24 protein-coding genes are annotated in these 22,450 nt (G+C 65.8%); 7 read left to right on the top strand and 17 right to left on the bottom strand.

Translation table 11 applies throughout. The features are described from left to right. Positions 1 to 13: 13 nt before the first annotated feature. Together DMO17_RS10210 and DMO17_RS10205 are read right to left on the bottom strand one after the other, a co-directional pair. Positions 14 to 1,297, bottom strand: coding sequence for a CmpA/NrtA family ABC transporter substrate-binding protein (locus DMO17_RS10210; RefSeq protein ID WP_110682392.1), 1,284 nt, complete (start codon positions 1,295 to 1,297; stop codon positions 14 to 16). Positions 1,298 to 1,659: 362 nt separating this feature from the next. Further along, positions 1,660 to 1,971, bottom strand: coding sequence for a transcriptional regulator (locus DMO17_RS10205; RefSeq protein ID WP_110682391.1), 312 nt, complete (start codon positions 1,969 to 1,971; stop codon positions 1,660 to 1,662). A gap of 133 nt (positions 1,972 to 2,104) precedes the next feature. Between DMO17_RS10205 and DMO17_RS10200 the strand changes: the two genes are divergently transcribed. Then, positions 2,105 to 2,491, top strand: coding sequence for a hypothetical protein (locus tag DMO17_RS10200; RefSeq protein WP_110682390.1), 387 nt, complete (start codon positions 2,105 to 2,107; stop codon positions 2,489 to 2,491). A 39-nt stretch (positions 2,492 to 2,530) separates the two neighbouring features. Here DMO17_RS10200 and alaC read toward each other — a convergent pair whose 3' ends face one another. From alaC to acnB, 6 genes are all read right to left on the bottom strand, one after another. Then, positions 2,531 to 3,787, bottom strand: a complete 1,257-nt coding sequence (gene alaC, locus DMO17_RS10195) for an alanine transaminase (protein ID WP_110682389.1) — start codon at positions 3,785 to 3,787, stop codon at positions 2,531 to 2,533. Positions 3,788 to 4,090: 303 nt separating this feature from the next. Beyond that, positions 4,091 to 5,443 (bottom strand): pyridoxal phosphate-dependent decarboxylase family protein, encoded by a 1,353-nt coding sequence (locus tag DMO17_RS10190; protein WP_110682388.1) that lies wholly within the window; start codon positions 5,441 to 5,443, stop codon positions 4,091 to 4,093. A 162-nt stretch (positions 5,444 to 5,605) separates the two neighbouring features. Further along, positions 5,606 to 6,184 carry an ANTAR domain-containing response regulator gene (locus tag DMO17_RS10185; protein WP_110682387.1) on the bottom strand — a complete coding sequence of 193 codons (579 nt, stop codon included), beginning with the start codon at positions 6,182 to 6,184 and terminating at the stop codon, positions 5,606 to 5,608. Positions 6,185 to 6,204: 20 nt separating this feature from the next. Then, complete coding sequence (locus tag DMO17_RS10180) at positions 6,205 to 7,419, bottom strand: CmpA/NrtA family ABC transporter substrate-binding protein (protein ID WP_110682386.1); 1,215 nt, start codon at positions 7,417 to 7,419, stop codon at positions 6,205 to 6,207. A 187-nt stretch (positions 7,420 to 7,606) separates the two neighbouring features. Further along, complete coding sequence (locus DMO17_RS10175; RefSeq protein ID WP_110682385.1) at positions 7,607 to 7,819, bottom strand: YgdI/YgdR family lipoprotein; 213 nt, start codon at positions 7,817 to 7,819, stop codon at positions 7,607 to 7,609. A 116-nt stretch (positions 7,820 to 7,935) separates the two neighbouring features. After that, positions 7,936 to 10,545: a bifunctional aconitate hydratase 2/2-methylisocitrate dehydratase gene (acnB, locus tag DMO17_RS10170; protein WP_110682384.1), complete on the bottom strand. Its 2,610-nt coding sequence runs from the start codon at positions 10,543 to 10,545 to the stop codon at positions 7,936 to 7,938. Positions 10,546 to 10,997: 452 nt separating this feature from the next. On the opposite strand from acnB, the gene DMO17_RS10165 reads away from it, so the two are divergent. Beyond that, positions 10,998 to 11,474, top strand: a complete 477-nt coding sequence (locus DMO17_RS10165; protein ID WP_110682383.1) for a DUF1289 domain-containing protein — start codon at positions 10,998 to 11,000, stop codon at positions 11,472 to 11,474. A gap of 54 nt (positions 11,475 to 11,528) precedes the next feature. On the opposite strand, the gene DMO17_RS10160 is transcribed toward DMO17_RS10165, so the two are convergent. After that, positions 11,529 to 12,392 (bottom strand): universal stress protein, encoded by an 864-nt coding sequence (locus DMO17_RS10160; RefSeq protein WP_110682382.1) that lies wholly within the window; start codon positions 12,390 to 12,392, stop codon positions 11,529 to 11,531. A gap of 166 nt (positions 12,393 to 12,558) precedes the next feature. Here DMO17_RS10160 and DMO17_RS10155 point away from each other — a divergent pair, with 166 nt between their 5' ends. After that, complete coding sequence (locus tag DMO17_RS10155) at positions 12,559 to 13,164, top strand: MiaE family protein (protein WP_110682381.1); 606 nt, start codon at positions 12,559 to 12,561, stop codon at positions 13,162 to 13,164. A 60-nt stretch (positions 13,165 to 13,224) separates the two neighbouring features. Here the strand turns inward: DMO17_RS10155 and DMO17_RS10150 are convergent, their stop codons facing one another. The 3 genes from DMO17_RS10150 to pyrC all read right to left on the bottom strand — a co-directional run bounded on the left by DMO17_RS10150 (position 13,225) and on the right by pyrC (position 15,382). Then, complete coding sequence (locus DMO17_RS10150) at positions 13,225 to 13,443, bottom strand: bacterioferritin-associated ferredoxin (RefSeq protein WP_110682380.1); 219 nt, start codon at positions 13,441 to 13,443, stop codon at positions 13,225 to 13,227. A 221-nt stretch (positions 13,444 to 13,664) separates the two neighbouring features. Further along, on the bottom strand, positions 13,665 to 14,339 hold the full coding sequence (rnt, locus tag DMO17_RS10145; RefSeq protein ID WP_110682379.1) for a ribonuclease T: 675 nt from the start codon (positions 14,337 to 14,339) through the stop codon (positions 13,665 to 13,667). Next, positions 14,336 to 15,382 (bottom strand): dihydroorotase, encoded by a 1,047-nt coding sequence (pyrC, locus tag DMO17_RS10140; protein WP_110682378.1) that lies wholly within the window; start codon positions 15,380 to 15,382, stop codon positions 14,336 to 14,338. Before pyrC ends, rnt begins: the two co-directional genes overlap by 4 nt. Positions 15,383 to 15,586: 204 nt before the next feature. Here pyrC and DMO17_RS10135 point away from each other — a divergent pair, with 204 nt between their 5' ends. From DMO17_RS10135 to DMO17_RS10120, 4 genes are all read left to right on the top strand, one after another. Next, the gene (locus tag DMO17_RS10135) at positions 15,587 to 16,486 is read left to right on the top strand and encodes a flagellar protein MotY (RefSeq protein WP_146224918.1); all 900 of its coding nucleotides are present in this window, start codon (positions 15,587 to 15,589) and stop codon (positions 16,484 to 16,486) included. Positions 16,487 to 16,604: 118 nt separating this feature from the next. Then, entirely contained in the window at positions 16,605 to 17,822 is a 1,218-nt protein-coding gene (locus DMO17_RS10130; RefSeq protein WP_110682376.1) for an argininosuccinate synthase, read from the top strand. Between the two features lie 73 nt (positions 17,823 to 17,895). Continuing rightward, on the top strand, positions 17,896 to 18,288 hold the full coding sequence (gloA, locus tag DMO17_RS10125) for a lactoylglutathione lyase (protein ID WP_110682375.1): 393 nt from the start codon (positions 17,896 to 17,898) through the stop codon (positions 18,286 to 18,288). A 57-nt stretch (positions 18,289 to 18,345) separates the two neighbouring features. After that, positions 18,346 to 19,416: a GGDEF domain-containing protein gene (locus tag DMO17_RS10120; protein WP_181418770.1), complete on the top strand. Its 1,071-nt coding sequence runs from the start codon at positions 18,346 to 18,348 to the stop codon at positions 19,414 to 19,416. A gap of 42 nt (positions 19,417 to 19,458) precedes the next feature. On the opposite strand, the gene DMO17_RS10115 is transcribed toward DMO17_RS10120, so the two are convergent. The 5 genes from DMO17_RS10115 to DMO17_RS10095 all read right to left on the bottom strand — a co-directional run. Further along, complete coding sequence (locus DMO17_RS10115; protein WP_110682374.1) at positions 19,459 to 19,641, bottom strand: PA3496 family putative envelope integrity protein; 183 nt, start codon at positions 19,639 to 19,641, stop codon at positions 19,459 to 19,461. A gap of 108 nt (positions 19,642 to 19,749) precedes the next feature. Further along, complete coding sequence (nth, locus tag DMO17_RS10110) at positions 19,750 to 20,388, bottom strand: endonuclease III (protein WP_110682373.1); 639 nt, start codon at positions 20,386 to 20,388, stop codon at positions 19,750 to 19,752. Continuing rightward, positions 20,385 to 21,092, bottom strand: a complete 708-nt coding sequence (locus DMO17_RS10105; protein ID WP_110682372.1) for an electron transport complex subunit E — start codon at positions 21,090 to 21,092, stop codon at positions 20,385 to 20,387. The genes nth and DMO17_RS10105 overlap by 4 nt, the downstream gene beginning before the upstream one ends. Beyond that, positions 21,085 to 21,723: an electron transport complex subunit RsxG gene (gene rsxG, locus DMO17_RS10100; RefSeq protein WP_181418777.1), complete on the bottom strand. Its 639-nt coding sequence runs from the start codon at positions 21,721 to 21,723 to the stop codon at positions 21,085 to 21,087. The genes DMO17_RS10105 and rsxG overlap by 8 nt, the downstream gene beginning before the upstream one ends. A gap of 2 nt (positions 21,724 to 21,725) precedes the next feature. Further along, the coding region (locus DMO17_RS10095; protein ID WP_110682371.1) for an RnfABCDGE type electron transport complex subunit D at positions 21,726 to 22,450 on the bottom strand (725 nt) is incomplete at its 5' end.

The following is a 22,450-nucleotide window of genomic DNA, read 5'->3' as shown; positions in this document are numbered from 1 at the left end:
CTCACTTACCTCCTCATGCCTTGATCGCGAAGGACGCGGCGTAGGCGGCCGGGTTGGAGCCGTCCCAGACCTTGCCGTCGATCAGCGTGCTGGCGCGCAGCGGGCTGCTCGGTACGGCCAGGCCGAGGGCGCCGGCCGCCTCGCTGTAGAGCTTGGTCTGGTTGACCTGGGCGGCCACGGCGGCGTAGTCCGGATCGTCCTTGAGCAGGCCCCAGCGCTTAAACTGGGTGAGGAACCACATGCCATCGGAGTGGTAGGGGAAGTTCACGCTGCCGTCCTTGCAGAAGGCCATGGCGTGTTGGTCCTGCCAGCTGTTGCCCAGGCCGTCCTCGTAGTTGCCGAGGAAGCGTTGTTCGATGACTTCGGCCGGCGCGTTGACGTAGGCCTTGCCGGAAATCAGCTTGGCAGTGGCCTTCTTGTTTTCCGCGCTGGCCTCGATGAAGCGGCTGGCGTCGAGCAGGGCCATGACCAGGGCGCGGGCGGTGTTGGGGTTCTGCTCGACGAACTCGCGCGAGCAGCCCAGCACTTTCTCCGGGTGGTCGGCCCAGATCTGCTGGGTGGTGACGGCGGTGAAGCCGATCTTGTCGTGAATCGCCCGCGCGCCCCAGGGCTCGCCGACGCAGAAGCCGTCCATGTTGCCGACGCGCATGTTGGCCACCATCTGCGGCGGCGGCACGGTGATGGTCTTGACGTCGGTGAAGGGGTTGATGCCGTGGTGGGCCAGCCAGTAGTACAGCCACATGGCATGGGTGCTGGTGGGGAAGGTCTGGGCAAAGGTCAGCGGCGTGCCGCCTTTCTTGATGTGTGCGGCGAGCTGCTCGCCGGTGGTGACGCCGGCGTCCCTGAGCTGCTTGGACAGGGTGATGGCCTGGCCGTTCTGGTTCAGGCCCATGAGCACCGCCATGTCCTTCTGCGGGCCGGCGATACCCAGCTGGGAGCCGTACATCATGCCGTAGAGCACGTGCGAGGCATCCAGCTCGCCGGTGTTGAGCTTGTCGCGCACACCGGCCCAGGAGGCCTCCTTGCTCGGGGTGATGGTCAGGCCGTACTTGGCGGCGAAGCCCTGGGTGGCGGCGACCACTACCGAGGCGCAGTCGGTCAGCGGAATGAAGCCGATGTTCAGCGCTGCCTTCTCCGGGGCATCGGAGCCGGCGGCGTAGGCGGCGCTGCGCAGGAAGCCAGGGGCGGACAGGCCGATGGCGGCGATGCCGCCGACGGTGCCGGCGATGGCGATGGACTGCTTGAGGAAATTGCGGCGGCTGTTGTCGACCGGTTTTTTCGAATCACGCTCACTCATGGGGTGTTCCTTGTCATGGGCAATAAAAAACGGCGTACGCCAGAACGCCCGATGGGGGAGGGAGTTCTGACGGACGCCGTTGTCCGTGATCCGCGGCTCACCGCCGTTGGTGTGCTGCGCTGGAATCTGACAGGGCTTTTGCAAGGGGCTTGCCAGTTTTTCCGCACGCTCTGTGGTCGACGGCAACGGAGGGCCTGTCATGCGCCTCGCTGGCTTGCAGATGGCTTGTGAATCAGTGGCTTAGGAGATGCTGCGAGGGATGGACGAGGCTGTGGCAGGCGCAGGGGCGGGAGGTGGATCTGCACCGTGCAGGAGCCTGGCCTGCACGGGCGTGAACGCTTTTGGTTCGGAACGCTGGCGCTTCAGACGCGCTGGCGCTGCGCCTCCTCGACGTATTCCTTGAGCCAGCGCAGCACTTCCACCGCTTCCCAGCGGCCGGAGTCGAACAGCGCGTAGGCCTGGCCCTGGTAGCCGACCACGTCGACCGGGCGGTGATAGCCGGCGCGCTGCAGCAGTGCCTCGATCTCGGCGAAGCAGGTGTTGAAATGCACCCGCTTGAAGGGCGTCTTGCTGCCGGTGACCAGACCCTCCAGGCGCAGCTCGTCGACCGTGGCGCGGATGCTCTCCAGCGGCATCTGGTTCACTTTGTTCTTCAGCTGCAGTACGTCCAGCATGGTCGATCTCCTCGGGTTCCAGGGCCACAAAAGAGTAAACGAAAAGCGCTGTACAAATAAACACTACTGGATAATAGTACAGCTAAAGTGCCGTCGGCGCATCGCAACCGAAGTCGGAACAGGAGTCGCTTATATGCACCACAAGCTCATGACAATTCTGCTGTTGGCCGTGCTGGCCGGCTGTGCCCAGCCGCAGCTGGAGCAACCCAAGGCCAATGGTGCCTACCTGGTGATCGAAGGCGGCGCGGCCTGGGCCGTGCTGGTGCGCGACGGCAAGCGGGTGGAGGAGGCTGGCAGGGTGCTCGACGTGGTCAAGCTGCCGGGGCAGGAGTCGAGCATCGCCGCCAGCTACGTGATCGATACCCCCAATTGCGGCCGCCTGCAGTGGCTGACCGAGCGCGGTGGCGAGGGTGAGGTGACGCGCCTGGCGCATGGCGCCGGCGAGGCCCTGGAGCGGCCTGGCTGCAGCATCGCCAGCGACCTGTCGCGGGCCTGGACGGCGCTGGATTACTCGGGCTGAAATGAAAAGGCCCCGACTCGTGTCGGGGCCTTGGCCTTTTTACACCGCTGCAGGCTTGGCCTTGCCGGTGGCGCGTTTCGGTTTGGCAGGGGGCGCCTCGAGCAGGCCATCGGCGCGGAACATCGCCTTGATGCCGCGGATGGCCTGACGGGTACGGTCCTGGTTCTCGATCAGGGCGAAGCGCACGTGGTCGTCGCCATAATCGCCGAAGCCCAGGCCCGGCGAGACGCAGACCTTAGCCTCCAGCAGCAGCTTCTTGGCGAACTCCAGCGAGCCCAGTTGGGCATAGGGCTCGGGGATCTTGGCCCAGATATACATGGAGGCCTTGGGCTTCTCCACCATCCAGCCGGCCTCGTGCAGGCCCTTGACCAGCATGTTGCGGCGCTGCCGGTACTGCTCGGCAATATCGCGTACGCATTGTTGATCACCTTCCAGGGCGGCAATCGCCGCTACCTGCAGCGGGGTGAAGGTGCCGTAGTCGTGGTAGCTCTTGATCCGCGCCAGTGCGCTGACCAGCTCCGGATTACCGACCATGAAGCCGATACGCCAGCCGGCCATGTTGTAGCTCTTGGACAGGGTGAAGAACTCCACGGCGATGTCCTTGGCCCCCGGCACCTGCATGATCGACGGGGCTTTCCAGCCGTCGTAGACGATGTCGGCGTAGGCCAGGTCGTGGATCACCAGTACGTCGTACTGCTTGGCCAGGGCCACCACGCGCTCGAAGAAGTCCAGCTCCACGCACTGCGCGGTGGGGTTGGAGGGAAAGCCGAGGATCATCATCTTCGGTTTCGGAATGGCTTCGCGGATGGCCCGCTCCAGCTCGGCGAAGAAGTCCACGCCCGGCACCAGCGGCACCGAGCGCACCTGGGCGCCGGCGATCACCGCGCCGTAGATGTGGATGGGGTAGCTGGGGTTCGGCACCAGTACGGTGTCGCCGTGGTCCAGGGTGGCCAGCATCAGGTGCGCCAGGCCTTCCTTGGAGCCGATGGTGACTATGGCTTCGCTTTCCGGGTCGATCTCCACGTCATAGCGGTCCTTGTACCAGCGCGAGATGGCGCGGCGCAGGCGAGGGATGCCGCGGGAGGTGGAGTAGCCGTGGGTGTCTTCGCGCTGGGCGACCTGCACCAGCTTCTCGACGATGTGCGGCGGGGTGGCGCCGTCCGGATTGCCCATGCTGAAGTCGATGATGTCCTCGCCACGGCGGCGGGCGGCCATCTTCAGTTCGGCGGTGATGTTGAAAACGTAGGGGGGGAGACGATCGATGCGCGCAAAGCGGCGCTTGGCGTTGTCGGCCATGCTGTCCTCGAAGTACGTAAGCGCCCGGAACCGTCCGAGCGACGCAGGCCACCTGCGTGTGGCCTGGCGCGAAGATAAGGGGGCGGGCCTGCCGTTGTCCAGAGCAGTTCTGCGGCAATGGGGCGGAGCAGTTGTCAGAGCCTGGTTGCGATCTTCTTACCTATCCCCATAACAGTGAGTGGGGTAGGTACGGCTCGCTTTGCTCCCTCTCCCGTTTACGGAAGAGGGCTGGGGAGAGGGGCTTTGAGCCAACTCCCTCTTCCCCAGCCCCTCTCCCACGTGTGGGAGAGGGGAGTTGCCGCGTCAGAGCTGTCGCTTCAGGCGCAGCAGCAGATCGGCCAGGGCCTGCACGTCCGCGTCCCGGGTGCGCCAGGACGACAGGCTGAGGCGGAAGGCCGGGCGGCCCTGCCAGATGGTCGGGCCGAACCAGACCTCGCCGCTGGCCTGGGCCGCTTCGCGGATGGCGACGGTCTGCTCATCCGAGTCGCCGCGCACCAGTACCTGGTTGAGCACCACGCGGTTGAGCACCTGGTAGCCACCGGCGCGCAGAGCCTCGGCCAGCTCGCCGGCCTGGCGGATATGGCGGTCGATCATCTCGCGCAGGCCGTCGCGGCCGAGGCTGGCCAGCGCCGCCCAGATCGCCACGCCACGGGCGCGGCGGGAGAATTCCAGGGTCAGGTTCTTCTGCGCATCCTTGCTCGCCGTGGCGTAGGCGGCATCGCTGTTCATCGCCGCGGCCAGGGCGTCGGCGTCGCGGCAGATGGCCATGGCGCTGTCATAGGGGGTGTTCAGCCACTTGTGGCCGTCGCTGGTCCAGCTATCGGCCAGCTCCACACCCTCGGCCAGGTGCGCCGAAGAGGAAGCCCTGGCCCACAGGCCGAAGGCGCCGTCGACATGTACCCAGGCGCCGGCCTCGCGGGCCCTGGGGATTAGCTCGGCAAAGTGGTCGAACTCGCCGGTGTTGACTTCGCCGGCCTGCAGGATCAGCAGGGTGCGCGCGTCCAGCGCCGGCAGGCGCGCCGGGTCGATACGCCCGTGGGCATCGACCGCGGCGTAGTGCAGGCGGTTCATGCCGAAGCCGAGGATGCGCAGGGCCTTCTTCACGGTTATGTGCGCGGTTTCCGAGAGCACCACGCGGATCTCCGGCGCGCCCATCAGGCCGTCGGCGTCGAAGTCCCAGCCCAGGCGGGCCAGCAGCGTACGGCGGGCTGCCGAGAGGCAGGCCAGGGTACAGGCGGTGGCGCTGGTGCCGAAACCGACGGCGCTCTCGCGGGGTAGGCCGAGGGCTTCGCAGACCCAGCGCCCGGCGACTTTCTCCAGGCGGTCGGCGGCCGGCGAGTTGTCGAAGGAGGAGGCGCACTGGTCCCAGGCCAGAACCAGGCGTTCGGCAGCAGCGGCGGCCGGCAGGGTGGCGCCGATGACAAAGCCGAAGTAGCGCGGGCCGTTGCTGGCCACGGTGGCCGGCGAGCCGACTTCGTCGAGCTGCCGCAGTACCTGCTCGGGCTCCTGGCCGCGCTGTGGCAGCGCCTGGTCGAAGGCGCCCAGCGCAGCAATGGCGGCGGCGTCGGGGAAGACCCTGCGCTCGGGGGTGGCGTCGAAGTAGGCGAGGGCGCGGCGGTCGGCTGCGGCGAGCAGCTGGCGTTCATCAAGGCTCATGGCGGGTCCGTGACAGGCTGGGATATGCCTTCACGATAGCCAGTGGCCGGCCGTTGCAGCAGATACACAGTTGTCTGCAGGTAACCGTACAGTGGGTCTCTGTGCCATTGCAGCGGGGGTAACAGTTGGCTTTCGGGCGGTACAGTTGTACCGCCCGGGCGGTCATTCACCGAGCATGTCGTGCATGGCGATGATCTGCTCGGCCACCTGGATCAGCTTCTGCTGGCGGCTCATGGCCTGGCGGCGCATCAGGGTGTAGGCGTCCTCCTCGTTGCAGCTCTTCATCTTCATCAACAGGCCCTTGGCCAGTTCGATGCGCTTGCGCTCGGCCAGCTGGGCGTCGCGCGCCTGCAACTGGGCACGCAGGGCCTGGTCGCTCTCGAAGCGGGCCATGGCCACGTCGAGGATCGGCTGCAGGCGCTCGGCCTGGATGCCCTCGACTATGTAGGCGCTGACCCCGGACTGGATGGCCTGGCGCATCACCTGCGGGTCGTGCTCGTCGGTGAACATGACGATCGGTCGCGGCTGGTCGCGGGTCACCAGCACCACCTGTTCCATCACGTCGCGGCCGGGCGACTCGGTGTCGATCAGCACGACGTCGGGGCGCACCGCCTCGACCCGCTCGGGCAGGTCGATGGTCAGCCCGGATTCGTCGATCACCTCGAAACCGGCCTCGATCAGCGCACTCTTCAGGCGGCCGACCTTCTTCGGCGTATCGTTGATCAGGAGTATGCGTAGCATCTGGTTTCTATCTCGATCCGTTACAGGGCGATGGCGGCGGCGCTGTCGGCGCGCGCATGAATGGCGAAGGAGCGGGCGTAGCCGGCCGGGTCGCTGCCGTCCCAGGTGCTGCCATCGAGCAGGGTGGAGCGGCGCATCGCGTGTTCCGGCACCTGCACGCCCAGGGCCTCGGCGGCGCTGCGGTAGAGGTCCAGACGGTGGATGCGGCGGGCGATGCCGAGGTAGTCCGGATCGTCCCTGAGCAGGCCCCAGCGGCGGAACTGGGTGAGGAACCAGATGCCGTCGGACAGCCACGGCATGTTCACTTCGCCGCCGGCGAAGAAGCGCAGCGGATGGGCGTCCAGCCAGGCGTGGCCGAGGCCGTCCTCGTACTGGCCGAGGAAGCGCGGGGCGATGGCCGAGAGCGGGGCGTCGACGTACTCGCTGCCGCTGATCAGCTGCGCGGTGCCGCGCTTGTTCTCCTCGCTCTCGTCGATGAAGCGGCTGGCCTCCAGCACGGCCATGGTCAGGGCGCGGGCGGTGTTAGGGTACTGTTCGGCGAATGCGCGAGTCACGCCCAGCACCTTTTCCGGGTGGTCGGCCCAGATGTCCTGGCTGGTGGCCAGGGTGAAGCCCTGCTCTTCCTCGACCGCCAGGGCGCCCCAGGGGCCGCCGGCGCAGAAGCCGTCGATACGGGCCGCGCGCAGGTGGGCGACCATCTGCGAGGGCGGCACCACCACGGTGCTGACGTCCTCCAGCGGATGGATGCCCTGGGCCGCCAGCCAGTAGTACAGCCACATGGCATGGGTGCCGGTGGGGAAGGTCTGGGCGAAGGTGAGCTTTGCACCACCTTGGCGCACGCGTGCGGCCAGTGCCTTGGCACTGGTCACGCCAGCCTGCTTGAGCGGCTGCGACAGGTTGATGGCCTGGCCGTTCTGGCACAGGCCCATGAGAATGGCCATCTCGGTAGCCGGGCCGCCGAGCCCCTGGTCGATGCCGTAGACCTGACCGTAGAGCATCTGCGCGGCATCCAGCTCGCCGCTCAGCAGGCGGTCGCGCAGGCCGGCCCAGGAGGCCTGGCGCTGCAGGTTGAGGGTCAGGCCGTAGGGCTGGGCGAAGCCCTGCGTGGCGGCGACGATCAGCGAGGCGGAGTCGGTCAGGGCCATGAAGCCCAGATTCAGTGCGCTCTTTTCCGGGGCATCGCTGCCCGCGACCCAGGCCAGGGCATCGCTTCGGGTGGTGCTGCTGTCGGTCATGTCTTTGTTCCGCCGTTGAACAAAAAGGCGCCGTTCCTGGCCGCCGCGGGGCGGTGGCCGGAAACGACGCCATTGTCTGTGAACTGACTCCGCCGTTGGAGAAAGTTCTGCTGACTACAACTTTGCAAACCATATGCCAGAGACGCAAAACCCCGCCGAAGCGGGGTTTGCGCAGAGCACGGGCGAGTCAGCGTTCCAGCATCTGCCTCACGTTGGCCTGGGGGATCTGCTGCTTGCGGCCTTCGCTGTCCTCGAATTCGAGCATGCCGGTGTCCTTGTCGAATTCCGGTTTGCCGTGGCTGACCAGCATCTGGCCATCGCTGGTGGTGATGATGTACTCGCTGGCGCAGCCGACGAGGCCAAACAGGCAGAGCAGGGTGATGCAGAGGGTGCGTTTCATGGCGGGCTCCTGGGCTGGAGAGGCTATCCATCACTCTAGCCGGGCCTGGGGGCGAGCGGCTGAGCTGCGTCAAGAAAAAGCCCCGCACGGGGCGGGGCTTCTTCATTCGGCTAGGCTCAGGCCTGGATGACCGGGATCTTCGCGTTGGCCGCTGCTTCGCGGTACTCGGCGATCTGGTCGAAGCTCAGGTAGCGGTAGATGTCGGCAGCCATGCTGTCGATATCCTTCGCGTAGGCCATGTACTCCTCGACGGTCGGCAGCTTGCCGATGATCGAGGAAACGGCGGCCAGCTCGGCCGAGGCCAGGAAGACGTCAGTGGCGTCGCCCAGGCGGTTCGGGAAGTTACGGGTGGAAGTGGAGACCACAGTGGCACCGGTCTGCACGCGCGCCTGGTTACCCATGCACAGCGAGCAACCCGGCATTTCCATGCGCGCGCCGGCCTTGCCGTAGATGCCGTAGTAGCCTTCCTCGGTCAGCTGGTGCTGGTCCATCTTGGTCGGCGGAGCCAGCCACAGACGGGTCGGGATACCGCCCTTGACCTTGTCCAGCAGCTTGCCGGCAGCGCGGAAGTGACCGATGTTGGTCATGCACGAACCGATGAACACTTCGTCGATCTTGCGACCCTGCACGCTGGACAGCAGGCGGGCGTCGTCCGGATCGTTCGGGGCGCACAGGATCGGCTCCTTGACGTCGGCCAGATCGATCTCGATCACGGCGGCGTACTCGGCGTCCTTGTCGGCTTCCAGCAGTTGCGGCTTGGCCAGCCAGGCTTCCATGGCCTGGGCGCGACGCTCCAGGGTACGGGCATCGCCGTAGCCTTCACCGATCATCCAGCGCAGCATGGTGATGTTGGACTTCAGGTACTCGGCGATGGCGCTTTCCGGCAGCTTGATGGTGCAACCGGCAGCGGAACGCTCGGCGGAGGCGTCGGACAGCTCGAAAGCCTGCTCGACGGTCAGCTCGTTGAGACCTTCGATCTCGAGGATGCGGCCGGAGAAGATGTTCTTCTTGCCCTTCTTCTCGACGGTCAGCAGGCCCTGCTGGATGGCGTAGTAGGGGATGGCATGGACCAGGTCACGCAGGGTGATGCCCGGTTGCAGCTTGCCCTTGAAACGCACCAGTACGGATTCCGGCATGTCCAGCGGCATCACGCCGGTGGCGGCGGCGAAGGCCACCAGGCCGGAACCGGCCGGGAAGGAGATGCCCAGCGGGAAGCGGGTGTGCGAGTCGCCACCGGTACCGACGGTGTCCGGCAGCAGCATGCGGTTCAGCCAGCTGTGGATGATGCCGTCGCCCGGACGCAGGGACACGCCGCCGCGGGTCATGATGAAGTCCGGCAGGGTGTGGTGGGTGGTGACGTCGATCGGCTTCGGATAGGCGGCGGTGTGGCAGAAGGACTGCATCACCAGGTCGGCGGAGAAGCCCAGGCAGGCCAGGTCCTTCAGCTCGTCGCGGGTCATCGGGCCGGTGGTGTCCTGGGAGCCGACGGTGGTCATCTTCGGCTCGCAGTAGGTGCCCGGGCGCACGCCCTTGCCTTCCGGCAGGCCGCAGGCGCGACCGACCATCTTCTGCGCCAGGGTGAAGCCCTTGCCGCTGTCGACCGGGGATTCCGGCTTCTTGAACAGGGTGGACGGGGCCAGGCCCAGCTCGGCGCGGGCCTTCTCGGTCAGGCCGCGGCCGATGATCAGCGGAATACGGCCGCCGGCGCGGACTTCGTCGAGCAGCACGTCGGTCTTCAGCTGGAAGGTGGTGACCAGCTCGTCGCTGCCGTTGCGGCGCACTTCACCCTTGTACGGGTACACGTCGATGACGTCGCCCATGGCCAGGTTGGTGCAGTCGAATTCGATCGGCAGGGCGCCGGCGTCTTCCATGGTGTTGTAGAAGATCGGGGCGATCTTGGTGCCGAAGCAGAAACCACCGGCGCGCTTGTTCGGCACGAAGGGGATGTCGTCGCCGAAGAACCACAGCACCGAGTTGGTGGCGGACTTGCGCGAGGAACCGGTACCGACCACGTCACCGACGTAGGCCACCGGGTAGCCCTTGGCCTTCAGCGCTTCCATCTGCTTGATGGGGCCGACGGAACCCGGCTGGTCCGGGTTGATGCCGTCGCGGGCCATCTTCAGCATGGCCAGGGCGTGCAGCGGGATGTCCGGGCGCGACCAGGCATCCGGGGCCGGCGACAGGTCGTCGGTGTTGGTTTCGCCGGTGACCTTGAATACGGTCAGGGTGACTTTTTCCGGAACGGCAGGGCGGTTTTGGAACCACTCGCCCTCGGCCCAGGACTGCATCACGGCCTTGGCGGCGGCGTTGCCCTTCTTGGCACGCTCGGCGACGTCGTGGAAGGCGTCGAACATCAGCAGGGTGTGCTTGAGTTGCTCGGCGGCAACGGTGGCCAGCTCGGCATTGTCCAGCAGCTCGACCAGGGTGGTGATGTTGTAGCCACCCTGCATGGTGCCCAGCAGCTCGACGGCACGGGTCTTGGAGAGCAGCGGGGAGCTGACTTCGCCCTTGGCCAGGGCGGACAGGAAGCCGGCCTTGACGTAGGCGGCTTCGTCCACGCCAGCGGGAACTCGATTGGTGATCAGGTCAACGAGGAAGGCTTCTTCGCCTGCCGGCGGGTTCTTCAGCAGCTCGACCAGGCCTGCGGTTTGCTCGGCGTTCAGCGGCTGGGGCACGATGCCCAGTGCGGCGCGCTCTTCTACGTGTTTGCGATAGGCTTCAAGCACAGTTATTACCCTCATCAGTGGTCGCGGTGGCCCGCAACGCTCATCCATAAAACCGTCGCCCGTCGCGCCGCTGCGCTTTGTGAGCGCACTGGCCGGCGGGTCGACAGCCTCATACTAGAAGCTGCTTTCAAAGTTTTACGCCGCAGGAAGCGAGAGGGATGAGGGCTGGCGCGGGTTCCGCTGAACCCGGCGCCAACATCGTTCCTGGCGGATAACTGTGCTCGTGACGCTTTGAAAACAGCTTCTGACGGACATCGACGCCTAGAAAGGCGGCCCGATTCTACTGGAACGGGACGCCAAAGTTAAGCGCGAACCCCGATCCGATCGGGTTCCCAGGCTACTGCTTGTCGCTTGTCTGGCAAGTCGACAAAGGTCTGGTGGGTCATGGTGACCCTGCCCGGGGGAGTCGCTATCATGGACCGCCGTTTCACAGCGCCCGTTTCTCCTCGCCCATGTCCAATCAGCGCATCAAGACGCCCTGCGTCGGCCTCTGTTCCACCGTCTACGGCGACCAGGTATGCCGCGGCTGCAAGCGTTTCCATCATGAGGTGGTGAACTGGAACGCCTATGGCGAGGACGAGAAGCGCGCGGTCTGGCGGCGCCTGGAAGTGCTGCTGGTGCAGGTAATGCAGGGCAAGGTCGAGGTATTCGATCCGCAGCGCCTGCGTGCCCAGCTGGAGCAGCATCAGGTGCGTTTCGTGCCCGAGCAGTCCGAGTATTGCTGGGCCTACCAGCTGATCGCCCGCGCCTCGCGCCTGATCAGCCGCCTGGATGCCTATGGCCTGGTCCTGCTGCCGGAGTTCCGCGACTGGGAGCTGCCGGCGCTGCGTGAGGCCATCGATCGCGAGTTCTTCCTGCTCTCCGAGGCGCACTACGAGCGCTACATAGCGCCGCGCTTCCTGCGTGAGGGCGTGGAAGTCCGGGTCTGAGACGAGGCCATGAAAAAAGCCGCCCGCGGGCGGCTTTTTTCATGGGGGCGCGGCTCAGCGCTGGGCGACCAGCTCTTCCAGGTGGGCGATGATCTCATCCGGCTTGAGCACCAGCACATCGCTTTCCAGGGCATCCAGCACCACCTCGGCGGTGTTGCCGATCAGCGCCCCGGACAGGCCGGTGCGCGCCACGGTGCCGATCACCGTGACCACTGCGCTGAGCTTGTTGGCGGTGAAGGGAATCAGCACATCGGCCGGGCCTTCCTCGACGTGCAGGCGCTCGTCGCTGACGTCGTACTCGGCCTGGAAGGCCTTGCACTGCTCGCGGTAGCGCGCCTCGATGGTCTCCTTGAGCTGGAAGGTCGGGTCGGCCGCCGAGAGCATGGGCGAGGGGTGTGCGCTGATCACGTGCAGGGTGCCCTTGGCCAGGTTGGCGATGTCGTAGCCATGGCTGACGATGCCGGAGTGCAGGGTACGGTGCTCGGCATCGCTGTTGCCGACATCCACTGCGGCCAGGATCACGCCACCGGTCCAGGGCGTGTCGGTCTTGACCATCAGCACCGGGCCCGGGCAGTAGCGCAGCAGCTTCCAGTCCTCGGGGGTGAGGATGGCCTTCTTCAGCGGATTGTCCGGCACGTGCTGCTTGACCACCAGGCCACAGCCCTCGGCCTGCTGCACCACGATGATGGTCTGATACAGGCTCTCGTGCCAGGCCTGCTGGATGCTCACGTCGAAGCCTTCCTGCTGCAGGGCCGCCTGGTGTTCGGTGAGGAAGGCGCTGTGGTCGCCCTTCTTGTCGCAGACCAGCAGGTGCAGGTGCGACTGGGTCACGCTGGCGATCAGCTTGGCGCGTTTCATCGCCAGGACTTCGGGATGTTGCGGGTCCATCACCACCAGAATGCTGCGTATGGCTTGCATGAGCGTCTCCCTGTGCTTGAGGTGCTTGAATGCAGCCCACTATAGAGGCGGCCGCTGGCGGCGGTCTTGACCTGCATCACGGCATCGCTGGCCCCGCGCGCCTTCCCCCGTATAATGGCCCGCCCCGGCCCAGCCTGCCAGCATCCTCTGCAGTGGATAGTTCCCCGTGACTCTGCCCGATATTCCGCAATTTCTCGCCTGTTCCACGCCCGGCGCCTGGGTCGAGGCGGCCCTGGCCGACCAGGAAACCCTGCTGATCGACCACAAGAACAACGAGTTCAAGGCGGCCTCCACCGCCATGGCGCTGATCGCCAAGTACAACCAGCAGCTGGACCTGATCAACTTCATGTCGCGCCTGGCCCGCGAGGAACTGGTGCACCACGAGCAGGTGCTGCGCATCATGAAGAAGCGTCGCATCGAGCTGCGCCCCGTGTCTGCCTCGCGCTATGCCTCGGGGCTGCGCAAGCTGGTGCGCAGCCATGAGCCGCACAAGCTGGTGGATACCCTGGTGGTCGGGGCTTTCATCGAGGCGCGCAGCTGCGAGCGCTTCGAGGCCCTGGTGCCGCACCTGGACGAGGAACTGGGCAAGTTCTATGGCGGCCTGCTCAAGTCCGAGGCCCGGCATTTCCAAGGCTATCTCAAGCTGGCCTACCAGTATGGCGAGGCGCGCGATGTCGATGCCGTCGTCGTGCGGGTACGCGAGGCCGAGCGTGAGCTGATCGAATCGCCCGATATCGAATTCCGCTTCCACAGTGGCGTGCCTCAGGTCTGAGGTTTTCCTGCGGGCATAAAAAAGCCGGACCTGGGTCCGGCTTTTTCGTATGTACGAGCTTCAGGCGGCGACGAAGCTGGCCTGGCAGGCGAGGGCGGCCTGGCCGCTCTGCAGCTCGCCGAGGGTGTCGCGCACCACCTGCTTGGCCAGGCAGGCGCACTTGCCGCACTGGGTGCCGACGCCGAGGCTGTCGCGCACGTCACGATAGCTGCAGCAACCTTCGTAGATGGCTTCGCGAATTTGACCGTCTGTCACACCGTGGCACAGGCAAACGTACATGCTGCAGGCTCTAGTCAGGAGGTGGAATGGCTGTTGGCGAAGGATACTAATGTTAATGAGAATGCTTGTCAAAGATTGAAGAGAAATCTTCACTGCCGCATTGCGTTTGTTTCCGGAAACACTGCGCCTGGGCGCTCCGGGCAGGATTGCGAGCGCTGGCCGGCCAGGCGCGGGCAACAAAAAACCGGCCTGGGCCGGTTTCTTGTCTGCACGGGTGATGCCTACTGGTCGAACTCGTCCCAGCCGCCCATTTCCTTCCAGCGGTTGACGATGCCGCAGAACAGCTCCGCGGTCTTCTCGGTGTCGTAGCGCGCCGAGTGCGCCTCCTTGCCGTCGAAGTCGATGCCGGCGGCCTGGCAGGCCTTGGCCAGCACGGTCTGGCCGTAGGCGAGGCCGGCCAGGGTGGCGGTGTCGAAGCTGGAGAAGGGGTGGAAGGGGTTGCGCTTGATGTCGCAACGGGCCACCGCGGCGTTGAGGAAGCCCAAGTCGAAGCTGCTGTTGTGGCCTACCAGGATGGCGCGCTTGCAGCCATTGGCCTTGATCGACTTGCGCAGGCCGCGAAAGATCTCGGTCAGCGCATGCTCCTCGCTCACCGCCTGGCGCAGCGGGTGATCCAGCTTGATGCCGGTGAACTCCAGCGCCGCCGCCTCGATGTTGGCGCCCTCGAAGGGCTCGATGCGGAAGAAGTGGGTGTGGTCCGGATAGAGGAAGCCACCTTCGTCCATGGCGATGGTGGTGGCGGCGATCTCCAGCAGGGCGTCGGTGGCGCAGTTAAAACCGCCGGTCTCGACGTCCACCACCACCGGCAGGTAGCCGCGGAAGCGTGCCGCCATCGGGTGGCGCGGGCCGGACGGCAGGCTGCCGTCGAGTTCGTCGTCGAACTGTTCCTCGCTCATGCCTGGTCCTCCTGCAGGCGCCAGCGCAGCTTCTCGCCGGCGCGCAGGGGAATCACGACCTGCTCGCCCAGCGGCAGTTCGGTCGGGCCGACCCAGTCCTCACGGACCAGGGTGATGCGGTCGGTGTTGCGCGGCAGGCCGTAGAAATCCGGGCCGTGGCAGCTGGCGAAGCCTTCCAGCTTGTCCAGCGCGTTGCGCTGCTCGAAGGCTTCGGCGTACAGCTCGATGGCGGCGTGCGCGGTGTAGCAGCCGGCGCAGCCGCAGGCGGCTTCCTTGGCGTGCTTGGCGTGCGGCGCCGAGTCGGTGCCGAGGAAGAACTTCGGGTTGCCGCTGGTGGCGGCATCCAGCAGGGCATCCTGGTGGGTGTTGCGCTTGAGGATCGGCAGGCAATAGAAGTGCGGGCGGATGCCGCCGACCAGCATGTGGTTGCGGTTGTACAACAGGTGGTGGGCGGTGATGGTGGCGCCGACGTTGGCCGGAGCCTCGCGCACGAACTGCGCCGCGTCGCCGGTGGTGATGTGCTCGAACACCACCTTCAGGCTCGGGAAACGCGCGACCACGCGAGTCAGGTGCTCGTCGATGAAGCGCTTCTCGCGGTCGAATACGTCGACCTCGGCGCGGGTCACCTCGCCATGTACCAGCAGCGGCAGGCCGACCTCGGCCATGGCTTCGAGCACCGGGAAGATGTTGTCGATGCTGGTCACACCGGAGTCGGAGTTGGTGGTGGCACCGGCCGGGTAGAGTTTGGCGGCATGCACGAAGCCGCTGGCCTTGGCGGCCTGCACGTCGGCGGCTGTGGTCTTGTCGGTGAGGTAGAGCACCATCAGCGGCTCGAAGCGGCTGCCGGCCGGGCGAGCGGCCAGGATGCGTGCACGATAGGCCTCGGCCTCGGCGGCGGTGCGCACCGGCGGTACCAGGTTGGGCATGATGATGGCGCGGGCGAAGGTCCGCGCGACATCGCGGACGGTGTGCTGCAGGACGGCGCCATCGCGCAGGTGGATGTGCCAGTCGTCTGGGCGCAGCAGGGTAAGGCGGTCGGACATGGGAGTTCCCGGCAGGTGAAACGTGCTGCGAATGCTACCAGTTTTGCCTCGGTGGCTGTTCCCGTTTCGTGCGCCCCCTTCTGCCTTTCAAGTTTCCAGCGCCGCCGCCGATATGGGCTGTGATAGCCGCATCTCCCCTCGGAGCCGACCTTGCGCCAGCCCAGCTTCCTCCTGCTCAGCCTGCTCGCCTGCCTGCCCTGGTGCATGCCGGCTGCGGCCATTACCTTCCAGACGCGCATGGAGAAGGTGGAGTGGAAGGTCGAGGGTGACCAGTTCGAATGCCGCCTGAGTCAGCCGATTGCCGACTTCGGCAGTGGTGAGTTCGTGCGCCGTGCCGGCGAGCAGGCCACCTTCCGGGTCAAGATGAACGAGCGCTGGATGGGGACCGGTTCGGCAACCCTGCTGGCGGCGGCGGCACCCTGGCAGCCGGGGCGCGGCGATATCAATCTGGGGGCGCTCAGTGTCGGTAGCGGCCTGGTACCTTTCAACAGCAGCCAGGAGCAGGCCGGAAGACTGCTCACCGGGCTGATGGAAGGGCGTAGCCCGCTGGTGCGCCACCGTACCCTGCAGGGCGGCGACAGCCTGGAGGTACGGCTGCTGCCTGTGCGCTTCAACCAGGCCTACAACGATTACCTCAAGTGCACCGCCGGCCTGCTGCCGGTCAACTTCGACCAGATTCGCCAGACCCAGCTCGACTTTCCCAGTGGCGCGACGCTGGAGCCGCTGGCCCAGGCCAAGCTGGACATCATCCTCGACTTCATCAAGGCCGATCCCAGCGTCAATCGCATCCAGCTCGACGGCCACTCCGACAACAGCGGCAACCGCCTGAGCAACCGTGATCTGTCGCGGCGCCGGGCGCTGGCCGTCGAGGAATACCTCAAGGCCAATGGCATACCGGCGGAGCAGATAGTGGTGCGCTTCCATGGCGAGCGTTATCCGCTGGTGCCGAACAACAGCGAGGCCAACCGGGCGAAGAACCGCCGGGTGACCATGACCCTGTCCCGCGAGCCGGTGCCCGAACCGGCTCCCGAACCGGCCCCGCCGGCGGCCACCGAGCCTGCGCCGGCACCGGCCGCTCCAGCGGCACCGACGACCGCCTCCTGAGTCGCACCGACGAACAAATCTGTCGCTTTGTCGCCCGTGTCTGTCGCGCCCCTGTAAATCGGCCGTCCTGGCCGGTAGAATCCCCGGTTTTCCGTACAACCCCGTGGAGTTGATTGGCATGGCGGACGTTAAGAAGGTAGTTCTGGCCTATTCCGGTGGCCTGGACACCTCGGTGATCCTCAAGTGGCTGCAAGACACCTATAACTGCGAAGTGGTGACCTTCACCGCCGACCTCGGTCAGGGCGAGGAGGTCGAGCCGGCCCGCGCCAAGGCTCAGGCCATGGGCGTCAAGGAAATCTACATCGACGACCTGCGCGAAGAATTCGTCCGCGACTTCGTCTTCCCGATGTTCCGCGCCAACACCATCTACGAAGGCGAGTACCTGCTGGGTACCTCCATTGCCCGCCCGCTGATCGCCAAGCGCCTGATCGAGATCGCCAACGAGACCGGCGCCGACGCCATCTCCCACGGCGCCACCGGCAAGGGTAACGACCAGGTGCGTTTCGAGCTGGGCGCTTACGCGTTGAAGCCGGGCGTGAAGGTGATCGCCCCCTGGCGCGAGTGGGACCTGCTGTCGCGCGAGAAGCTGATGGACTACGCCGAGAAGCACGCCATCCCGATCGAGCGCCACGGCAAGAAGAAGTCGCCGTACTCCATGGACGCCAACCTGCTGCACATCTCCTACGAGGGCGGCGTGCTGGAAGACACCTGGACCGAGCACGAAGAAGACATGTGGAAGTGGACCGTCTCCCCGGAGAAGGCCCCGGACGCCCCGACCTATATCGAGCTGACCTACCGCAAGGGCGACATCGTCGCCATCGACGGCAAGGAAATGACCCCGGCCCAGGTGCTCACCGAGCTGAACCGCATCGGCGGCGCCAACGGCATCGGCCGCCTCGATATCGTCGAGAACCGCTACGTCGGCATGAAGTCGCGCGGCTGTTACGAGACCCCCGGTGGCACCATCATGTTGCGCGCCCACCGCGCCATCGAGTCGATCACCCTGGATCGCGAAGTGGCCCATCTGAAAGACGAGCTGATGCCCAAGTACGCCAGCCTGATCTACACCGGCTACTGGTGGAGCCCGGAGCGTCTGATGCTGCAGCAGATGATCGACGCCTCGCAGGCCAACGTGAACGGCGTGGTGCGCCTGAAGCTGTACAAGGGCAACGTCATCGTGGTCGGCCGCAAGTCCGACGACTCGCTGTTCGACGCCAACATCGCGACCTTCGAGGAAGACGGCGGCGCCTACAACCAGGCGGACGCGGCCGGCTTCATCAAGCTCAACGCCCTGCGCATGCGCATCGCCGCCGGCAAGGGCCGCAAGCTGTTCTGATAAGCTGAACGCCCGTGCCAGACGAACCCCGGCCACGAGCCGGGGTTCTGTTTTTACGAAGAGGTAAAACCTGATGAGACTGCTGCATACCATGCTGCGCGTCGGCGACATGGACCGTTCCATCGCCTTCTACACCGAAGTGCTGGGCATGACCCTGCTGCGCCGCAAGGACTACCCGGACGGCCAGTTCACCCTGGCCTTCGTCGGCTACGGCAACGAGGCCGAGAACAGCGTGATCGAGCTGACCTACAACTGGGGCGTCGACCAGTACGAGCTCGGCACCGGTTACGGCCACATCGCCCTGGAAGTGGAAGACGTCTACAAGGCCTGCGAGGACATCCGCTCGCGTGGCGGCAAGATCACCCGCGAGCCGGGGCCGATGAAGCACGGTACCAGCATCCTGGCCTTCGTCGAGGACCCGGACGGCTACAAGATCGAGCTGCTGTCGCCCAAGCGCAGCGACTGAAAACTGCTAGGCTTCAAGTAATGGCTTATCAATCGAGTGGACTCTCAGGAGTTGCTCATGGCTACTGACAAGCATGCCTACCGCCTGATCCGGGCGGTGCAGGAGCTGTCGATGGCTAGGGATGTGGATCGCGTGGCGGAGATCGTCCGCCAGGCGGCCCGCGGGCTGACCGGCGCCGACGGCGCCACTTTCGTCCTGCGCGATGGCGATTGCTGTCACTACCGCGACGAGGATGCCATCTCGCCCCTGTGGAAGGGGCAGCGCTTTCCTCTGGAGCTATGCATCAGCGGCTGGGTGATGCAGCACCGCCAGGCCACGGTCATTCCCGATATCTACCAGGACCCACGTGTCCCCCAGGACGCCTACCGGCCGACCTTCGTCAAGAGCCTGGTCATGGTGCCGATCCGCACCCTCGACCCGATAGGGGCCATCGGCACCTACTGGGCCAGCTGGCACCAGGCCAGTGACGCCCAGGTGGAGCTGCTGCAGGCGCTGGCCGATTCCACTTCCATCGCCCTGGAGAACATTCAGGTCTATGCCGAACTGGAGCAGCGGGTGGCGGAGCGCACCGCGCAGCTGACTGAGACCAATCGTCGCCTGCAGCGCGAGATCCGCGAGCGCGAGCTGGCCGAGCAGGCGGTGCGCCAGCTGTCGCTGACCGACGAACTGACCGGGCTGTACAACCGGCGCGGCTTCCTCCTGCTGGCCGAGCGCGAACTGGAGGCGGCGCGTCGTCGCCAGGGGCGCTGCCTGCTGCTGTATGCCGATCTGGACTATCTGAAGCTGACCAATGATCGCTTCGGTCATGCCGCTGGCGACGCCATGCTGATCGATGCCGCCCAGCTGCTGCGCTCGCTGTTCCGCAGCACCGATGTGGTGGCGCGCCTGGGTGGCGACGAGTTCGTCGTGCTGGCCAGCGACTACAACAGTGGCGAGGATGTGCTGAAGCGCCTGCAGGCAGCGCTGCGGATGTTTCAGCGCAACACCGGTCGACAGCTGTCGCTGAGTGTCGGCCTGGCCGAATCCTCGTTGCGGCATGGGGAGGGTTTGGACAGTCTGCTCACCCAGGCCGATGCCGCCATGTATGCCAACAAGCTCGAGCGTCACCGCTTGCAGGCGGTAGGCTGAAAGCAAAAGCCCCGCACTGGCGGGGCTTTTTCATGGGCTGGTTCAGAGGTCGAAGTCGTAGTCGTTGAGCTGCTTCTGCAGGCGACGCTCTTCGAGGTAGTTGTCGATGATGCGGCGCTTGGTCAGGTTGGTCTTGGCGACTTCCACCACGCGCTCACCGCTGTCGTCGGCTTCTTCCACGACCAGGTCTTCGTCGAGTTCGAGGTCTTCTTTGACTGTGCTCATCGGGCCCACTCCAGATTGCGGAATGCTGATGGCGCACCTTATAGCGACAAAGCCAGGGCCGGTAAAAAAGATTTTTTCAATCGTGATATTGGCTGGATCAATGGCCAATCAATCGTCGGAAGTCTTGGCCTTGTATTCGCACAGGTCTTCGATGCGACAGCTGCCACAGCGCGGCTTGCGCGCCTGGCACACGTAGCGGCCGTGCAGGATCAGCCAGTGGTGGGCGTCCAGCAGGAACTCCCTGGGCACGAACCTGAGCAGCTTCTTCTCCACCTCCAGCACGTTCTTGCCGGGGGCGATGCCGGTGCGGTTGCTGACCCGGAAGATGTGCGTGTCCACCGCCATGGCCGGCTGGCGGAAGGCGGTGTTGAGCACCACGTTGGCGGTCTTGCGGCCGACCCCTGGCAGCGCTTCCAGATCCTCGCGGTTATCCGGTACCACGCTGCCATGCTTTTCGATCAGGATGCGGCAGGCTTCGATGACGTTCTTCGCCTTGCTGTTGTACAGACCGATGGTCTTGATGTACTCGGACAGCCCTTCGACGCCCAGGGCGTAGATGGCCTCCGGCGTGTTGGCCACCGGGAACAGCTTGGCCGTGGCCTTGTTGACGCTGACGTCGGTGGCCTGGGCGGACAGGGTCACCGCGACCAGCAACTCGAAGGGTGTGCTGTAGGCCAGCTCGGTTTTTGGTTCCGGGTTGTCCTCGCGCAGTCGGCTGAAGATCTCGAAGCGTTTGGCGGCGTTCATTCGATCACCCCGGTGACCCGCACGCGGCGGCTAGCGGCCGGTGCCGCGGGCTCCACGGCCTTGGCGCGCTCGGCCAGCTGCTCGTCGATGCGGTTCTTCAGGGCGATCAGCAGGCCGAGGACGAGGAAGGCGCCCGGCGGCAGTATGGCCAGCAGGAAGCCCTGGTAACCGGGCAGCAGGTTGAGCTGCCAGTCGGCGGCGATGGGGCCGAACAGCAGCTGCATGTTGGCGAACAGCATGCCGGTGCCCAGCAGTTCGCGCACCGCGCCGATGGCCAGCAGCACGCCGCCGAAGCCGGCCCCCATCATCAGGCCGTCGAAGCTGGCGTGGGCCACGCTGTTCTTCGCCGCGAAAGCCTCGGCACGGCCGAGGATGATGCAGTTGGTGGTGATCAGCGGGATGAAGATGCCGAGGATCTGGTACAGCTCGTAGGTGAAGGCCTGCATCAGCAACTCGATGCAGGTGGTCAGCGCGGCGATGATCATGACGAAGGCCGGCAGGCGCACGGCATCGGTGACCTGGCGGCGGATCAGCGCCACCGCGGCGTTCGAGCAGGCCAGTACCAGGGCGGTGGCGATGGCCATGCCGAGGGCGTTGACCACCGAGTTGCTCACCCCCAGCAGCGGGCACAGGCCGAGCAGCTGGACCAGGCCCGGGTTGTTCTTCCACAGGCCGTTGATGGCGATTTCGCGGTAACTAGCCATTCGGAGTCTCCACGGGGGCCAGCAACTCGGCCTTGTGCTTGTCAAAGTATTGCAGCGCCTTGTGTACTGCCTTGACCACCGCGCGCGGGGTGATGGTGGCGCCGGCGAACTGGTCGAACTGGCCGCCGTCCTTCTTCACTGCCCAGCCGGCCTCGTCCGGGTCGCTCAGGGAGGTGCCGTCGAAGCTGCGGACCCACGGGCTCTTGGCCAGTTCGATCTTGTCGCCCAGGCCGGGGGTTTCGCGGTGCTGCAGGGTGCGCACGCCGGCCAGGCGGCCGTCGACCTGCACCCCGACCAGCAGGCGGATTGAGCCGCTGTAGCCGTCAGGCGCAGTGACCTGCAGGATCACCGCGCTGGGCTGGCCGCCGAGGGTGGCCAGGTAGGCGGGGGTGGGGCTCTTGTTGCCGAGCAGCTCGTCCTGCACCAGGCGGCTGCTGTCGAGCAGATGGTTGTCGTAGCTGCCGGCCGGCAGAATCTGCGCCAGGGCCTGCACCCTGGCTTCGCGCTCGGCGGCGGCGATACGTTCGGCGGTGCCCTGCTGGATGGCGGCCACGGTGCCCACGGTGGCCACGGCGAACAGGCCGAGCACCAGGGCGTTCTTCAGCATGGAACGGGAGATTTCCGGCAGCACGCTCATTCTCCCAGCTTGAAGCCGCGCTCGACCTTGCGGTGGCCGTAGGTGCGCGGGCGGCTGTAGTAGTCGATGGTCGGGGCGGCCAGGTTCATCAGCAGCACGGCGAAGGCCACGCCATCCGGGTAGCCACCCCAGGTGCGGATGATGTAGACCAGGATGCCGACCCCGGCGCCGAAGATGATCCGCCCCAGGTTGCTGGTGGCACCGCTGACCGGGTCGGTGACGATGAAGAAGGCGCCGAGCATGGTGGCACCGGTCAGCAGGTGGAACAGCGGCGAGCCGTTGGAGTCCGAGCCCGAGCCGTTCCAGAACAGCAGGCTCATGACGAACAGGGCGCCGAGCATGCCGGCCGGGGCGTGCCAGCCGATGACCTTCTTCCAGAGCAGGAGCAGGCCGCCGAGCAGGAAGGCCAGGTTGACCCATTCCACCGCCTTGCCGCCGAAGCTGCCGAAGGCCGGGTTCTGTGCCCACAGCTCGTCGATGGTCAGGCTCTTGTTGACCTTCAGCGCATCCAGGGCGGTGGCCTGGCTCCAGCCGTCGGGCAGGGCGGCCAGGCCGAGGATCTGCTGCACGCCCTCCCAGGCGCCGACGCTGTGCGGCGCCGGCCAGCTGGTCATGGGGATGGGGAAGGAGATCAGCACCACCACGTAGCCGAGCATGGCCGGGTTGAAGGGGTTCTGCCCGAGGCCGCCATACAGCTGCTTGCCGAACACGATGGCGAAGC

This window comes from Aquipseudomonas alcaligenes, from assembly GCF_003205495.1.
Taxonomy (GTDB): domain Bacteria; phylum Pseudomonadota; class Gammaproteobacteria; order Pseudomonadales; family Pseudomonadaceae; genus Aquipseudomonas; species Aquipseudomonas alcaligenes_B.
This window is presented reverse-complemented; position numbering and strand designations above follow the sequence as displayed.

Excerpts from the sequence above, each read along its gene's own strand:
- DMO17_RS10210 (WP_110682392.1), bottom strand. The coding sequence starts at position 1,297 with ATGAGTGAGCGTGATTCGAAAAAACCGGTCGACAACAGCCGCCGCAAT.
- DMO17_RS10205 (WP_110682391.1), bottom strand. The coding sequence starts at position 1,971 with ATGCTGGACGTACTGCAGCTGAAGAACAAAGTGAACCAGATGCCGCTG.
- DMO17_RS10200 (WP_110682390.1), top strand. The coding sequence starts at position 2,105 with ATGCACCACAAGCTCATGACAATTCTGCTGTTGGCCGTGCTGGCCGGC.
- alaC (WP_110682389.1), bottom strand. The coding sequence starts at position 3,787 with ATGGCCGACAACGCCAAGCGCCGCTTTGCGCGCATCGATCGTCTCCCC.
- DMO17_RS10190 (WP_110682388.1), bottom strand. The coding sequence starts at position 5,443 with ATGAGCCTTGATGAACGCCAGCTGCTCGCCGCAGCCGACCGCCGCGCC.
- DMO17_RS10185 (WP_110682387.1), bottom strand. The coding sequence starts at position 6,184 with ATGCTACGCATACTCCTGATCAACGATACGCCGAAGAAGGTCGGCCGC.
- DMO17_RS10180 (WP_110682386.1), bottom strand. The coding sequence starts at position 7,419 with ATGACCGACAGCAGCACCACCCGAAGCGATGCCCTGGCCTGGGTCGCG.
- DMO17_RS10175 (WP_110682385.1), bottom strand. The coding sequence starts at position 7,819 with ATGAAACGCACCCTCTGCATCACCCTGCTCTGCCTGTTTGGCCTCGTC.
- DMO17_RS10165 (WP_110682383.1), top strand. The coding sequence starts at position 10,998 with ATGTCCAATCAGCGCATCAAGACGCCCTGCGTCGGCCTCTGTTCCACC.
- DMO17_RS10160 (WP_110682382.1), bottom strand. The coding sequence starts at position 12,392 with ATGCAAGCCATACGCAGCATTCTGGTGGTGATGGACCCGCAACATCCC.
- DMO17_RS10150 (WP_110682380.1), bottom strand. The coding sequence starts at position 13,443 with ATGTACGTTTGCCTGTGCCACGGTGTGACAGACGGTCAAATTCGCGAA.
- rnt (WP_110682379.1), bottom strand. The coding sequence starts at position 14,339 with ATGAGCGAGGAACAGTTCGACGACGAACTCGACGGCAGCCTGCCGTCC.
- pyrC (WP_110682378.1), bottom strand. The coding sequence starts at position 15,382 with ATGTCCGACCGCCTTACCCTGCTGCGCCCAGACGACTGGCACATCCAC.
- DMO17_RS10135 (WP_146224918.1), top strand. The coding sequence starts at position 15,587 with ATGCCGGCTGCGGCCATTACCTTCCAGACGCGCATGGAGAAGGTGGAG.
- DMO17_RS10130 (WP_110682376.1), top strand. The coding sequence starts at position 16,605 with ATGGCGGACGTTAAGAAGGTAGTTCTGGCCTATTCCGGTGGCCTGGAC.
- gloA (WP_110682375.1), top strand. The coding sequence starts at position 17,896 with ATGAGACTGCTGCATACCATGCTGCGCGTCGGCGACATGGACCGTTCC.
- DMO17_RS10120 (WP_181418770.1), top strand. The coding sequence starts at position 18,346 with ATGGCTACTGACAAGCATGCCTACCGCCTGATCCGGGCGGTGCAGGAG.
- DMO17_RS10115 (WP_110682374.1), bottom strand. The coding sequence starts at position 19,641 with ATGAGCACAGTCAAAGAAGACCTCGAACTCGACGAAGACCTGGTCGTG.
- nth (WP_110682373.1), bottom strand. The coding sequence starts at position 20,388 with ATGAACGCCGCCAAACGCTTCGAGATCTTCAGCCGACTGCGCGAGGAC.
- DMO17_RS10105 (WP_110682372.1), bottom strand. The coding sequence starts at position 21,092 with ATGGCTAGTTACCGCGAAATCGCCATCAACGGCCTGTGGAAGAACAAC.